Consider the following 13,234-nt stretch of genomic DNA (forward strand, 5'->3'; position numbering starts at 1 on the left):
TCGAACGGACAACTTTCGTGCGCGAGCAGCTGGAGTCTTTCCTCATCGACGCGGATGTCGATGCTGTCTGGTTGCGCGTTCGCGACCTGGCGACCTGGGCGACCTGCGTGCCGGGGCTCCAGTCTTCCGAGGTCCTCGACGATGAAACCAGCCACTGGGCATTCGCGATGAGACTGGGTGCCGTGACCCGCATGGTGCGGCTCAAGATCACTCTGGTCGAGAGAGTTCGGTCGAAGCGGATCGCGATCGCCTTCGCTGATGAGACGGGCCCGATCTCCGGCGTCATGTCTTACGACCTGGAGCCCGTGCCGAACCGGCAGGCCACCATCGGTCGTATCCGGCTGTCAGTGAGAGGGAATGGCCCTGTCGCCTCGGCGGCAGTGAGGATTTGGCGGCCGGCGCTGTCCTCGCTGGCGCGGTCGTTCGCGGCCTCGTTGTCCGGAGAAGCTGAAAACTCGACACCGGCGCTGGCCGGCGTCAGCCGCGGCCCGCAGCGTGAAGCACGGTTTCCGGGGCGGGTGTACCGCGTGGGCAGTGAGCCCGATCCGCGCTTCTCACTGGCCAATGAACGAACGTTCCTTGCCTGGATCCGGACCTCGCTGGCCCTGCTCGCCGCGGGTGTCGCACTGGAGGTCGTGTCGCTGCCGATGCTGCCGGCTTTGCGATGGACCGCATCAATCCTGATGGTCGCTGTGGGAGTGATCATCAGCCTGCTCGCCTGGGGCTCGTGGGGCCGTGCCGAGCGAGCTTTGCGGCTGGGAGAGCCCTTACCGTCTCCGCGGCTGGGCGTTGTTCTCGCAGCCGGCGTAGGGACGGCCGGCATGCTGGTCCTACTCGCGCTGCTGCTGGGGCCATGACGTGACATCGCCAACTGCGCCGGCCGACCCAGGACTTCAGCCGGAGAGAACCGCACTCGCATGGCGGCGTACAGCGCTCTCGCTCACAGCCGTTACAGCTGTCGGCCTGCGCCTGGTCTCCGCGGGAGGGGGTGTGACCGGCCTCGTGCTCACCGCCATCTGCGCGACCGCGGGGGCGACGGGGCTCCTCGCCTCGCTCGGCCGCTATCGCCGGCTGACGAAAGACATGGGGACGGAACAAGACATCGGCCGCAGTGCGGGACGCCCGCTGGCGGTCGTCGCCGCGATGTGCGCGATCGCATGCCTGCTGGGCCTTGTGGTGATAGTTCTGCTCGGCCCGCGCCTCGCTCCCTGACCGATCCGGAGCGAGCTGAAGCCTTGATTACTTTACCAACCGGAAGGTAAAGTCTTTCTATGGCGCAAGTACGCAAGACGTTGCCGTCGGCATCAGTCGGAGCGACGGTGGGGCGGCCGTCCCAGCGAGGGCAGATCATCGGCGCCGCGCTGGATCTGCTCCGCCGGGGAGATCCGGTGACACTGGAGTCGGCGGCCCGGGCCGCTGGGTTGAGCAAGCCTGGATTGATGTATCACTTCCCGACCAAAGAGGCCCTGGTCGAAGCGATGGTCGATCACGTTCTCGACGGTTACGAGCGGGACTTCGCCAGGTATCTGACCGCGAGCTCGGCCTCCCCGACCCCAGCCGAGCGCCTCTTCGGCTATTTGAGCTGGGCTGTCGAGGGCAGCCATGACGCCGCCGACCTGGTGATGATGACCGATCCGCGACTTCGTGAGCAGATGGCAACCCGATGGGCTGACCGGCTTCGCGCCTGGACCGAAGTCCCCGGCACCCTTCCGATCGGGACTCGGGCACGTCTGCACGCCGTGCGGTTGATGGCGGACGGCTGCTGGTTCGCGGACGCAAGTGGTGTGCTCCCGTTGACGTCACCGGATCGCGAGGCGCTCTTGACGGTCGCTTCGGAGCTTCTCGGCGAGGTCTGAGATGAGGACAGCAGTGCTGCTGGGACTGGCCATCGTGAGCGAGGTGGTCGGGTCACTCTCGCTGCGGGCCGCCCTCGATGGATCAATCTTCTACGCGCCTGCGGTGCTGGGCTACCTTGCTGCCCTACTCCTGTTGGCGAAAGTTCTGCGCCGTGGCGCGAGTCTCGGTGTCGTGTACGGCGTCTGGTGCGCGGCCGGCATCTCGGTCACGACGGTTTGTTCGGTGGTGATCTACTCCGAGCCGATGACGGGGGCCAAGGTGGCAGGACTCGCCCTCATGTGTGGCGGCGTTCTGGTGATGGAAGTCGGTTCGTCGGCTACCCCGCGTCCGGACATCGGCCGGGCGACTGGGTGGCGATCCTGATGGCCTGGCTCTTTCTCGCAATCGCGATCACCTCGGAGATTGCGGGGACGCTGGCGCTGCGGATGGCCTCCGTCTCCAACCCGAGGTGGTGGCCGATCGTTGTCGCTGCCTACGCTGCGGCGTTCATCGCGTTGTCGATGGCATTGCGTGATGGCTTACCGCTCGGAGTTGCGTATGGCGTCTGGGCAGCGAGCGGCGTGGCGCTCACCGCAGTCGCCTCGCGGGTCCTGTTCGGTGAGGCGCTGAACCCGCTGATGGTGTTCGGCATCGTCCTGATCGGCTGCGGCGTGTTGCTGGTCGAGTCGGGGACCGGATCCGCAGGTAGCTCCCCGGCGGCAGTTCCGACGACCGTTGAAGGGGTGAGTGCCTGATGTGGCTGGAATCCCTGCTGTCCCGAGGAGAGCTCGGACTGCAAGCATGTGTCGACGTGGGGGAGCATCGCTCCATCACGGGAGCACAGGTGGTCGAGATCGAGGACCCAGGACGATGGATTCTGCCCGGCTGCCTCGCTCTGACGACCGGGGTCGCGTTCACAAACGACGTCGAGGCGCAGACCTCCTTCGTCCGCAGCTTGCAACGCGCGGACGCATCCGCCCTCGGGTACGCCCTCGGAAATGCGACGGACGAGCCGCCGCCGGGTCTGATCGTCGAGTGCCGACGGGTCGGGATGCCACTGTTCACTGTGCCTTTCGAGGTTTCTCTTCGAGATGTGGTCACCACGATCCTGGGGGAGACCTTCGGTCCGATGGCCGTGGACCGCGATCAGGTCATCGAGATGCAGGACTTCCTGCTCGCTTCACTCGACCATCGCGAGCCTCAGCAAGAACTCATCCGCCGCTTGTGCGAACTCCTCGGAACCCCAGTCGCAGTGGTCGGCACCAATGGGATGGTGCTCACCCACGCCGGCGATGCCGCCCAGCTCGATCTGATTGCGGAGGTATCGCGGGCCTTCCCCGGTGACGTACAGCGCGCAGATCGCCGATTCCTCGTCAGCGAGGTGCAACTCCCGCTTGGGGCGCCGCTCAAGCTCGTTATCGCTTTGGGCAGCCTGACGCGAGCCGAGAATCTGGCCCGCTCTCTGAGCCGGTTCACTTGCGGCCTGCTGAAGATGATCGCGATGTCGCGACGGCTGCGGACCGAGCTCGAACGACGGATGTCGGCACGCGTCTGCCGGGCACTGCTCGATCCCAGTCTGCCCAAAGGTCGCAAGCTACGCGACGAGGCCGCTTGCCTCGGACTGACCGGCGAAGACGCCATGACCGTACTTCGGATCTCGGGCCTGCCCGCACACCACGAGCGAGGCGAGGAAGACAAGGTCGAGTTCTCGCCCAGCCTGACTGTTCACGACTTTCTGGACCGGTTGCGGATCCCTTACATCGCTGCGCCCGAAGGGTGCATCCACTTCGCAATTGCTCAGGGCAAGGACATCGAGAAGCGCATCCGTGAGCTGTCACCCTGGCGGGCTTTCAGCCGGATCGCAGTCGGCCTGTCGTCTCCGACGAGCAACTTCGAGGCCCTTCCTCATTTGGCGACGGAGGCCCAGCTTGCCCACCGGCATCTCGATCCCCGTATCGGCGAGGGTGTCAGCACGGCGATGTTCCACGGCACCAACGTCGCAGATCTCCTGCTTGCGTACGTTCCATCCGCAGTCCGTCACAACCTGATGGATGTCCTCGCACCACTCGACGACAAGCCCGACCTCATTGCCACCCTGCGGGCGTATCTGGACAACCGCCGCGACGTCACGGCAACAGGTGCCGAGCTGTACCTGCATCCCAACACCGTTCGCTACCGGCTGGCGAAAGTGGAAACTCTCATCGGTCGTAGCCTCGACGAGACCGACCTCGTCGTGGCGATTCACGTGGCGCTGCGCGACCGGGTGGCGACAGGACTGGACGGCGGTAGTGCCAGGCGTCGCGTCGAGACGCGTCCGTAGTTCGTTCTGGTCCGCGGACATCGCCGCGGGCGCAGAACTTTGTGTGGCCGCCAATCCGCACGCTGCTGTTTGGCTTCTGCGCCAACGACAGGGCAAGCGCCCAGTCCTAGCATTCGAAGCAACATTCAGCCCGCGGTGGTTTGGGCCTGCGTTCCCCAGGGAGTTCCCGATGAAGTGGATGCGTTGTAGCGGGGCCGGCGCGACGACGGTCGCGGTGACTCTGGCTCTTATTTCATTGGCCGGGTGCGGAGCCGCGTCGACCGCCCAAGGCTCCGGCAACAACGCGGAGGCCGCAAAGGCCGCTGCCGCAGCTGATGCGGAGCTGCAGACGCTGTACAAAGGCACGAACGCAACGCCGCCGGCTAGTACAAGTCCGGTGCGGGACGGTGCCAATGTCTTCGTGGTGGGAGACATGGCAGTCTCAGCCACAGCGGCTGCCGTGGCCTCTGTCGTTGCCGCTGGCAAGATAGCCGGCTGGCACGTCAAGACCTGGGACGGTAAAGCTCAATCGTCTCAGCAACTGGCCGGCATTCGCACCGCCGTATCCCAGCGAGCCGACGCGATATTCGTGTACGGGGTCGATTGTGCGGGAGTGAAGCCCGGACTCGAGGAGGCCAAGGCAGCCGGAATTCCTGTGGTCGCAGGTCAGGCCTACGACTGCAGTGATGTGGCAGCGGGTGCGCCATCACTGTTCACCTATCGAGTGGACTACGTCATGGGGCAGCTTCCGTCCTTCAGCAAGGCGTGGGGCGCAGCACAGGCGACGTACCTCATCTCCAAGCTCAAAGGAGATGCGAGGGTGCTCAACATCGTCGAGACCGACTATCAGGTGACAGTGGTGCAGAGCCAGGGATTCGAGGCGCGGTTGGCTCAGTGTGGCAGCTGCAAGATCGTCGACACAGTGAAGTTCACAGCGGCTGAGTTCGGTCCTCCACTGCAACAGAAGATAGCGCAGGCGTTGCTGCGCCACCCGGACGCCAACGCGACATCGGTGCCCTACGACGCTGTGTTGACCGGCGGTGTCCTAGGGGCGATCCGTGACGCCGGCGGGGTCGGCAAGGTTCTCGTGGCTGGCGGCGAGGGCCAGCCGGAGGGGATCAGTCTGGTGCGGAGCGGAGAGGTTGCCGCAGAGTTCGGTACCTCGACTCCGTGGGAAGGCTGGGCCGCCGCCGAGGCGATCAACAGGCTGCTGGCCGGCGCGAAGCCGCAGCCGAGTGGGATCGGAATTCAGGTCGTCGACAAGGAACACAACCTGCCGGCCGCGGGTGGCTTCACTTCGTCGGTGGACTTCGAAGGCATCTATACCAAAGCCTTCCGCGACGCCGTCGCCAAGTGACCGACGTCGCTGACCTTGGGGAGTTTGGCATGGATGCAAAGGTTGTCCTCGGCATCGAAGACGTGCATCAGTCGTTTGGAGCGACCAAGGCGCTGAACGGGGTGAGCTTCGAGGTCCGGCGTGGCCGGGTGCACTGTCTGCTCGGCGGTAACGGCTCTGGAAAGTCGACGTTGATCAAGATCTTGGCCGGCGTCAACCACGCCGATGCCGGCCACATCCGCTTCGGCACCAAGCGCGTTGACGTCAGCAACCTCTCACCAGCGATGGCGCGCAAGCACGGACTGCATTTCGTGCACCAGCAGCAGTCCACCTTCCCCGGGCTGACGGTGGCCGAGAACCTTCGCATCGGCGAAGGGTTCGGCACTCCGGCCCTTGGAAAGATCGGCTGGCGCCGGCTGATGCGGGAATCTCGGCAGGTGCTCGAAAGATTCGGCATCGACGCCGATCCGTCGGAGCTTCTCCGGGACCTTCGGCCGGCGGTGCAGGCGATGATCGCCATCGCTCGAGCCGTCCAAGGCCAGGAAGGGCAAGAGGGCGGGGTGCTCGTTCTGGATGAACCGACGGCCTCGCTGCCGCTGCACGAAGTCGGGCTCCTGCTGGCGGCGATCACCCGCTTCGCTGCTGAAGGCCAGAGTATTCTGTTTGTCACTCATCGCCTCGCCGAGGTCGCCAGGGTTGCCGACGATGTCACCGTTCTTCGGGACGGGAACGTCGTCGCCACGCTCGGCAGTGACGAGATCACCCACGACGCCCTGGTGGGTCACATCCTTGGCCGCAAGCTGGGAGGCGTACTGCCCCGGCCCGTCAAGTCCGAGGTGGGGGAGCCGATGCTCCAGGTCGAGGAGCTCGCGGTTGGTCCGTTGCGAGACGTCACCTTCTCGCTGCGTCGCGGAGAGGTCGTCGGACTGGCGGGCTTGCTCGGCTCAGGGCGGTCGACGCTCCTGCAAAGCCTCTTCGGACTGCGGCCACCGAGGGCGGGAAGAGTCGCGCTCCTCGGCAGGAGCCTCGATCTGCGGAGCCCGCGGCAAGCGATCGGATGTGGGATCGCCTTCGTACCGGAGAACAGACTTCTCGAGGCGGCTTTCACCGGCCTGGATGTCAGGGAGAACCTCTCGATCGCCGTCGCCTCGCGGTACTTCCGCAGGGGCCGGATGGCGCGCCAGGACGAGTGCTCCGACGCACGGCAGTTGATCGCCGAACTGGCGGTCAAGGTCGAGGACATCGACAGTCCGTTCTTGTCGATGTCCGGTGGCAACCAGCAGAAGATCATCATCGGTCGCTGGATCCGCCGCGAGCCGCAACTGCTGCTGCTCGACGAGCCGAGCCAGGGCGTCGATGTGGGTGCCCGTGCAGAGATCTGGCGACTGGCCCGGGAGCTGGCGAACCGGGGCGCTTCGGTTCTTGTCGTGAGCAGCGACCTGGAGGAACTCGCCCAGGTAGCCGACCGGGTGCTGGTGCTGCGCGACGGCCGGATCAGCGCCTCGATGGCCGGTCCGGAACTCGGCGAGGAGAACTTGAATCTGATGCTGCTCCACCAGGAGGCAATCGATGTCGATTTCAGCTGAGAGTGCGGCCCCGGAGGCGATGCGCCCACGAGCGCAGCGAGCGCGCCGCCGTCGCAGCCGGGTCCTGCACTATGCCGAGGCCTATGCGCTGCTCGGCCTGACGGCCGTTGTGGCTGTCGTTTTCTCGCTTCACCCCGCAACCCGGGAGACATTCCCGACTCTGATCAATACCCAAGCGGTGCTGGCCAACCAGGCGGTGATGGCAGTCGTCGCCTTGGCGGCGCTGCTGCCCCTGGTTTGCAACGGATGGGACCTGTCGGTCGGCGCTGTTTGCGGACTCTCGTCGATCGTCATGGCCAGGACGATGAGTGAGGGCCACGGAGTCGCCGTCGCACTGCTCTTCGGGTTGCTGGTGGGATTGGCGGTCGGATCGCTGAACGCCCTGCTGGTCACTCGGGCGAGAGTGAACGCGGTGATAGCCACTCTGGGTGTTGCCACGGTCCTGGCTGGTGCCGTCAATCAGATCACCGGAGGGTTGACCGTGGTCAGCAACATCCCGGTCTTCGTCACGTCTCTGGGCTCTGGCCGATTCCTCGGTCTTCCCTGGGTGGCCTACGTGATGATCGTCGTCGCGCTGCTCGTGTACTACGTACTCGAGCACACCCCGGCGGGTCGATATCTGTACGCGTTGGGTTCGAATGCGACGGCTGCGCGCCTCGCAGGTCTGCGAACGCGGGTGCTGCTCGCCTCGACCTTCATTTGTGCGGGCCTGCTGTCAGCCCTCGGTGGTTTCCTTCAGGTCGCGAGGTCGGCCGGCGCCGACCCTCGGATCGGTGACTCGCTCACCTTGCCGGCGCTGGCGGCTGCGTTCTTGTCAGCGGCGGCGATCAAACCTGGTCGCTACAACGTCTGGGGCACGATCGTGGCGATCTTTTTCCTTGCGACGCTCAACAGCGGATTGAACCTGTCGGGCGTACCGCCGTATGTCAACAGCTACGTCAACGGAGCTGCGCTGGTCGTAGGAGTCGGTATCGCCGGCTTGCTGGGCCGTCGGCGCGCGGGATTGACGTGAGAGACGGGGCCGCTCGCTGTGAGGGGCGGGCGGCCCTCTGGTCTGTGCGGTGCTACACCTCGGCGACTGGTTCGTAGGCCTTCCCGACCAGCCAATGGTGGAACGTCGACAGCAGCAACTCGTGCTTGCTGAGGCGGCCGGCCTGGGCGAAGCGTGAAGCCAGGCCGATCGACTGCCGGTTGGCCGCAGCGATGTCTTCCTCCAGGATCATCTCCGAGTTCTCGACGTACTCGGCGAATCCAGTCAGCAGCGAGGGATCGTCCCCCTGCTCGACGAGGCTCGCCTGTTCACTCGGTAGGCACAGATGCCCAACCACCTTGGTTCGACCGACGCCTTCCGGGAGCACGTAGTAGTACAGGAGACAGTCGACGGCAAGGGTGAGCATCAGATTCGGATACACCGTGACGATTCCCATCCCGGCTCGCTCGCGGTCGGTCAGTGAACTGATGATCGGGAACAGGGGCCGGCCTGCTGTGCTCAGGCTTGTCTCAGGGAACTCGCCGAAGGTGAAGGTCCAGGGCTGGGTCGTCATCTCGGGGTAGGGCTTCCACCGCTTCATCGGCATGACCGGATGGAACGAGTCAGCGTGTACCCACGCCACGTGATACTCCTCGGCGAAGTTCTCGACCAGCAGCTTCCAGTTCCCTTCGAGTTGCCACTCGAAGCGGCGAACCGAGCGCTCGTCAGCGAGTGCGTAATTCTCCGCGCCCCATTTGCTCACCTCGCTGAGCTCGGGTGCCAACGGCGCCGGTGAGGTGCTGAGGTTGACGAAGACGAAGCCGTTCCACACTTCGACGCATGCCGTCGAGGAGAGACTGCCATCGGCGGAACGGGTCACGCGAATCTGTTCCGAGTCGACCATCCGAACCAGCTCGCCGCCCTCGACGTCGAAGTCCTCCATCCGCCCGATACAGAACCACTCACGATGAAAGATCCGGTCGATCTCTACCTGGTAGACGTCCGGGTCGTGGAAAACCCTGGGTGGAAGGTTGTACGCCTGCAGGGCCGGCCGGGAGGTTTTGGCGTGATCATCCGGTCCGAAGGCACCTGCGGGTGCGTCGCCGATCGCCCGAGTCGTCATGGCGTGGACTCCTTCTTCTGTTGTTGGACCTCGGTATGAGGAAGGCCGAGCAGACGTAGGGCATTGGTCGCGAGGACGGACTCGGCACGAATCGATCGCCAATGCCGCACCTGGGCGGGCCCGCGGTGCTCGCCGCGAGGAAACGCCGAACCCCACACCAGACATCGGTCGCCCAGGACCTCGACCGCGGCCGCAACCGTTCGCTCCGACTCGTGCGGAGCGATCGTCAGCGTGATCCGCCCCTCCCGCAAGAGCGCCTTGGCGGCGGCGCCTGCTTGCGCGCTCACGTAAGTGAGCCTGTCCAGCCAGGCTGGCACCCACCCCACACCACCGTCGAGCACGCACACCTTCAACCGAGAATGACGGTCGAGGACCGAACCGACGACCAAGGCTGTCAGCTGACGCTGGGAGTCCCAGGACGGCCCGAGAGTCATCGCGAGGTGTGGATCGCTCCACAGATCGTCATGGCCGGGAAATCCGGGTGAGTCGTACAGTTCGCTGCAGTGGAACAACGGCAGATCTGCGTCCTCCAAGGCCGCGAAGATCGGCCGCAAGCATGGGTCCCAGACCGGAACATCCGCAGGTACCCGGACCGACGCGCCCGCGACCCAGCGGCGGCGTGCAAGCCGTCGCAACTCGAGCAGTGACCAATCGGGGTGCAGACCGTGCAGCTGAATCGATCCCATCAACCGTGTTGGTTCGGGTCGGCAGTACGTTCCGAGGTAACGGTTGTAGCCGGCGAGGAGGCCGCACCCGAGGCGGGTGTTCGAGAGGGCGGCTGCCGGACCAGCGAACGATGCCGGATGGAGTACGACAACCTCGACACCGTCGGCATCCATGGCAGCGAGACGGGCATCGGGCCGATCGTGGAGCAGGCCCGGCTCCTGTCGGAAGGGACCGCCGTGCCGGAACTCCTGAGTGTGGTCGAGATAGCGGATCGGGACGACTTCGAGCCCCAGCCAGGGACGCTCCCAATCACCAAGGTCGGGACGGTTGTCCGCTCGGATTCGCAGGTAGGGATCCACGTGCTCTCTCCACAGACCCCTGACCTCTGGTCGGGACTGCTCGTAGACGAGCTCGAGCGCACCGAGCAGGGTCCCGTTGATGTCGATGACCATGACCTCGGCCCACTATGAGGAGAGCGTGGCTTTGCGGTCAGTCGTAACCCAGGATCGAAGCTGCTCCGACAGTTCGGTACCTCCGCGGGCGGCCGGGTTCGGCGTGGTGATGGCCTTGCTGAGAGCGACCAGCGATGCGGCTGCTTCGGTGGCCAGCCCCTCTTGAACCAGGCAGTTGCCGATCAGCATGGTGTCGGCACCAGGGCCGGGAAGCGCAGTCAGGGCGATCCACGCCTCGGCGTGCGGCACGAGAAGCAGGTTCGGCCGCAGTAGCCGAGGAGACCGCCCCCCGGTGTCCACGGGGTCGCCGACCAGCCCGTCACCGTCGGACGACATGGTCCACCGTGAGGAAGTACGCTCGGCGATCTCGGCCAGTACCTCGTACCACCGTCCGCCGGCGGTCGACATCCACCGGGCGGCCGATGAGGACACCGCGAGTTCGTCGACGAGTGCCGGATCCAGGCCGCCGTTCGACGGGACCGGGTCGGCAGGATCGATCGCGACCATGGCGAAGCCGGCCCATTCGGTCGCCTGGAAGCTGATCAGAGGGAACTCTGATTTGTCGAAACGCTCGGTGTATTTCATCTCGGGCGCGCCGCGCAGTTCGCCGTCAAGCGAATACATCCAGCCGTGGTAAGGGCACATGATGGATTTCACCAGGCCGGTGCCTTCGAGGATTTGGCTGCCTCGATGACGGCAGACATTCAGGTGTGCCTTCAGCTCGCCGGTCCCGTTACGGATGACGACAATCGGGTCGGCGCCCACGTTGAAAGTGACGAAAACGCCCTTGCCGACCAGTTCTGACGTTCGGGCGACGGCGATCCAGTGCCGATCGAAATGTCCATCGAGGTCGCAGTTGTCGTGGTACTCGCTCATGGCGACCCGCCCCTCGTCGGTGTTGGTCCGGTTGACCACGAACCTAACGGACCGCCGAGCGAATTTCGTTGTCCCTGGTAACAAACCTCTGAGGGTGGGCTTGGCCCTTCTCCAGACCCGTCCCCGGCCCCCACAAAATCACCGGCAGCTCGATTACCGTCAATAAAGCAACGCTTTTCGTCGTTCGTGGCGGGCGTCGCTGCCGGGTTCCGAATTGCGGTTCCTCACCGAAAGGAAAGCCGTGGCAGGTGCGTCTTACGAGCTGAAGGTGATCGACGTCGTCGATGAGACGCCCGACGCCCGCTCGATCTCCTTCGAGGTTCCCGTCGGCCTTGATCGACGGTTCGTTCATGCTCCCGGGCAATTCCTCACCCTGGCGGTGCCAAGCGATCAGTGTGGGGTGGTTGCGCGGTGCTACTCGCTATCCAGTAGTCCTCGGGACGGTGGCCCGCTGACCGTCACTGTCAAACGGACAGCCGGCGGCTACGCGTCGAACTGGCTGTGTGACAACGTTCAGCCGGGAACTGTCATTCGGGTACTGCCACCCGCGGGCACTTTCACGCCGACCTCGCTCGACGCCGATCTGCTGTTGCTCGCCGGTGGAAGCGGCATCACGCCGGTCATGTCTATTCTTCGGTCGGCTGTTGCTGCCGGCTCGGGCCGGATCGCGCTGTTCTACGCCAACAGGGACGAGCATTCGGTGATCTTCGGCCGAGAGATCGACGAATTGGCTGAGCGTTGTCCCGAGCGGTTCCGCGTCGTGCATTGGTTGGAGAACACGCACGGTCTGCCGGGGCCGGCGGACATCGAAGCCTTCTCGATGGGCAAGACCAGCTGGCATGCGTACTGCTGCGGTCCGACGCCCTTCATGTCGATGGCGTTGGGTGCCCTGGCTGCGTTGGGTATTCCGAAGGATCGTCGTAGGCACGAGACTTTCGTGTCATTGAAGGCCAATCCTTTCGGGTCGACCGAGCTGCTGCCCGCGCCAGGCCTGGTGCAGCGGTCAGCCACGGGACCGGTGGCGACGCCGGATTTGGTGAGACTTGAGGTCGAACTGGACGGCACGGTGCATGTATTCGACGATTGGCGGCGAGACACGACGTTGGTCGAGCACATGGAAAGCAAAGGCATCAAGGTGCCCTACTCGTGTCGCGAGGGGGAGTGCTCCGCCTGCGCCGTGACCCTGCTCGACGGTGAGGTCGCGATGGCGAACAACGACATCCTTGACGAGAGCGACTTGGAGGATGGCACCCGCCTCGCCTGTCAGGCTCGGCCGGTCACTGATGTGGTCCGAGTGACCTACTCCTGACCTCGTCGAGCCAGGCCGACAGGACCACTGCGAGTTCCCGGTGCCGCTCGATGTGCAGGTAGTGCGAAGAACCTTCCCATTCGATTGCGCGCGAGGCCGGATCGGTGAACAGCGCTGTCTCCCACTGTGCTCGTCCACGCAGGGAGTGGATCGCAAGGACTGGACACGTTCGGCGACGTAGATACGCCTCGGCCTCGGGTGAAGACACGAACATTTCTTCCGGGCCGGACGCCAGTCCGTCGTAGTAGTCCCAGAAGACTGAGGGGTCCATGGCGTCGACGCAGTTGGCCAGTCTGATCCGCAAGGACGGGGACATCGTCGGTGCGGTGAGAAGGGCGTCAGGGAGCTTCGCCGACTTGCGTTGGCTCTGTGTACGTTCCGCGTTCCACGCGCCGACCACGACTGCCGGCAGCGCATAGGCAGGATCAACTTCGACGACCGCTTGTACTCGGTCTGGGTGTTGCACGGCCAGTCGCGCGGCGACGGCGCCGCCCAACGAGTGGCCAACTGGGACGAACCGGTCACATCCCAAATGTTCGGCCAGGGCAAGGACGGCGCTCGCGGCATCGGCGAGAGTATGACTCCTCCCGGCAGTTGAGTGCCCATGTCCGGGAAGGTCCAAGGCCACGACGCGGTATCGCGCTGCGAGCTCCGGTACCACCCAACTCCAGTCGTTCGAGTCGGATCCAAGTCCGTGCAGCAGCACGAGTGTGAGCGCGCCTTCGCCGTGCTCGGCGAAGAAGAGACGACCGTCGGTGTGATCGATGTAGGGCATCTGGCC

Annotated in this window: 15 protein-coding genes; 11 read left to right on the forward strand and 4 right to left on the reverse strand. The window is 64.9% G+C overall.

Annotation, left to right across the window (positions count from 1 at the left end; genetic code table 11):
* Positions 1–17 precede the first annotated feature (17 nt).
* From ACIA12_RS01160 to ACIA12_RS01200, 9 genes are read left to right on the forward strand one after another with little or no spacing between them, the layout of a single operon-like run.
* Positions 18–857, forward strand: coding sequence for a DUF202 domain-containing protein (locus tag ACIA12_RS01160; RefSeq protein ID WP_396364764.1), 840 nt, complete (start codon positions 18–20; stop codon positions 855–857).
* Position 858: 1 nt separating this feature from the next.
* On the forward strand, positions 859–1,212 hold the full coding sequence (locus ACIA12_RS01165; RefSeq protein WP_396364765.1) for a DUF202 domain-containing protein: 354 nt from the start codon (positions 859–861) through the stop codon (positions 1,210–1,212).
* 59 nt (positions 1,213–1,271) lie between these two features.
* Complete coding sequence (locus ACIA12_RS01170) at positions 1,272–1,856, forward strand: TetR/AcrR family transcriptional regulator (protein WP_396364766.1); 585 nt, start codon at positions 1,272–1,274, stop codon at positions 1,854–1,856.
* A gap of 1 nt (position 1,857) precedes the next feature.
* A complete protein-coding gene (locus ACIA12_RS01175) occupies positions 1,858–2,220 on the forward strand; it encodes a DMT family transporter (RefSeq protein WP_396364767.1) in 363 nt (120 codons plus the stop codon).
* On the forward strand, positions 2,220–2,591 hold the full coding sequence (locus tag ACIA12_RS01180) for a DMT family transporter (RefSeq protein WP_396364768.1): 372 nt from the start codon (positions 2,220–2,222) through the stop codon (positions 2,589–2,591). Before ACIA12_RS01175 ends, ACIA12_RS01180 begins: the two co-directional genes overlap by 1 nt.
* Entirely contained in the window at positions 2,591–4,156 is a 1,566-nt protein-coding gene (locus ACIA12_RS01185; protein WP_396364769.1) for a PucR family transcriptional regulator, read from the forward strand. The genes ACIA12_RS01180 and ACIA12_RS01185 overlap by 1 nt, the downstream gene beginning before the upstream one ends.
* A gap of 43 nt (positions 4,157–4,199) precedes the next feature.
* Positions 4,200–5,492: a sugar ABC transporter substrate-binding protein gene (locus tag ACIA12_RS01190; protein ID WP_396364770.1), complete on the forward strand. Its 1,293-nt coding sequence runs from the start codon at positions 4,200–4,202 to the stop codon at positions 5,490–5,492.
* Positions 5,493–5,521: 29 nt separating this feature from the next.
* Entirely contained in the window at positions 5,522–7,057 is a 1,536-nt protein-coding gene (locus tag ACIA12_RS01195) for a sugar ABC transporter ATP-binding protein (protein WP_396366012.1), read from the forward strand.
* Entirely contained in the window at positions 7,041–8,069 is a 1,029-nt protein-coding gene (locus tag ACIA12_RS01200; RefSeq protein WP_396364771.1) for an ABC transporter permease, read from the forward strand. The genes ACIA12_RS01195 and ACIA12_RS01200 overlap by 17 nt, the downstream gene beginning before the upstream one ends.
* 52 nt (positions 8,070–8,121) lie before the next feature.
* Here ACIA12_RS01200 and ACIA12_RS01205 read toward each other — a convergent pair whose 3' ends face one another.
* Positions 8,122–9,150 carry an SRPBCC family protein gene (locus ACIA12_RS01205; protein WP_396364772.1) on the reverse strand — a complete coding sequence of 343 codons (1,029 nt, stop codon included), beginning with the start codon at positions 9,148–9,150 and terminating at the stop codon, positions 8,122–8,124.
* Positions 9,147–9,836, reverse strand: a complete 690-nt coding sequence (locus ACIA12_RS01210) for an amidohydrolase family protein (RefSeq protein ID WP_396364773.1) — start codon at positions 9,834–9,836, stop codon at positions 9,147–9,149. Before ACIA12_RS01210 ends, ACIA12_RS01205 begins: the two co-directional genes overlap by 4 nt.
* A 117-nt stretch (positions 9,837–9,953) precedes the next feature.
* Here ACIA12_RS01210 and ACIA12_RS01215 point away from each other — a divergent pair, with 117 nt between their 5' ends.
* Positions 9,954–10,286: a hypothetical protein gene (locus ACIA12_RS01215; RefSeq protein WP_396364774.1), complete on the forward strand. Its 333-nt coding sequence runs from the start codon at positions 9,954–9,956 to the stop codon at positions 10,284–10,286.
* Here ACIA12_RS01215 and ACIA12_RS01220 read toward each other — a convergent pair.
* Complete coding sequence (locus tag ACIA12_RS01220) at positions 10,281–11,183, reverse strand: aromatic ring-hydroxylating dioxygenase subunit alpha (protein ID WP_396364775.1); 903 nt, start codon at positions 11,181–11,183, stop codon at positions 10,281–10,283. The two genes, ACIA12_RS01215 and ACIA12_RS01220, sit on opposite strands and share 6 nt — an antisense overlap.
* A 229-nt stretch (positions 11,184–11,412) precedes the next feature.
* On the opposite strand from ACIA12_RS01220, the gene ACIA12_RS01225 reads away from it, so the two are divergent.
* Positions 11,413–12,453 (forward strand): 2Fe-2S iron-sulfur cluster-binding protein, encoded by a 1,041-nt coding sequence (locus ACIA12_RS01225; RefSeq protein WP_396364776.1) that lies wholly within the window; start codon positions 11,413–11,415, stop codon positions 12,451–12,453.
* Here the strand turns inward: ACIA12_RS01225 and ACIA12_RS01230 are convergent.
* A complete protein-coding gene (locus ACIA12_RS01230; RefSeq protein WP_396364777.1) occupies positions 12,422–13,228 on the reverse strand; it encodes an alpha/beta fold hydrolase in 807 nt (268 codons plus the stop codon). The two genes, ACIA12_RS01225 and ACIA12_RS01230, sit on opposite strands and share 32 nt — an antisense overlap.
* Positions 13,229–13,234: the final 6 nt, after the last annotated feature.

It is taken from the genome of Kribbella sp. NPDC051620, from assembly GCF_044453825.1.
Classification (GTDB): Bacteria; Actinomycetota; Actinomycetes; order Propionibacteriales; family Kribbellaceae; genus Kribbella.

Bases quoted from the DNA above. Each gene is read 5' to 3' on its own strand.
- ACIA12_RS01175 (WP_396364767.1), top strand. From the start codon at position 1,858: ATGAGGACAGCAGTGCTGCTGGGACTGGCCATCGTGAGCGAGGTGGTC.
- ACIA12_RS01195 (WP_396366012.1), top strand. From the start codon at position 5,522: ATGGATGCAAAGGTTGTCCTCGGCATCGAAGACGTGCATCAGTCGTTT.
- ACIA12_RS01200 (WP_396364771.1), top strand. From the start codon at position 7,041: ATGTCGATTTCAGCTGAGAGTGCGGCCCCGGAGGCGATGCGCCCACGA.
- ACIA12_RS01210 (WP_396364773.1), bottom strand. From the start codon at position 9,836: ATGGGATCGATTCAGCTGCACGGTCTGCACCCCGATTGGTCACTGCTC.
- ACIA12_RS01180 (WP_396364768.1), top strand. From the start codon at position 2,220: ATGGCCTGGCTCTTTCTCGCAATCGCGATCACCTCGGAGATTGCGGGG.
- ACIA12_RS01185 (WP_396364769.1), top strand. From the start codon at position 2,591: ATGTGGCTGGAATCCCTGCTGTCCCGAGGAGAGCTCGGACTGCAAGCA.
- ACIA12_RS01205 (WP_396364772.1), bottom strand. From the start codon at position 9,150: ATGACGACTCGGGCGATCGGCGACGCACCCGCAGGTGCCTTCGGACCG.
- ACIA12_RS01215 (WP_396364774.1), top strand. From the start codon at position 9,954: ATGGAGTACGACAACCTCGACACCGTCGGCATCCATGGCAGCGAGACG.
- ACIA12_RS01230 (WP_396364777.1), bottom strand. From the start codon at position 13,228: ATGCCCTACATCGATCACACCGACGGTCGTCTCTTCTTCGCCGAGCAC.
- ACIA12_RS01170 (WP_396364766.1), top strand. From the start codon at position 1,272: ATGGCGCAAGTACGCAAGACGTTGCCGTCGGCATCAGTCGGAGCGACG.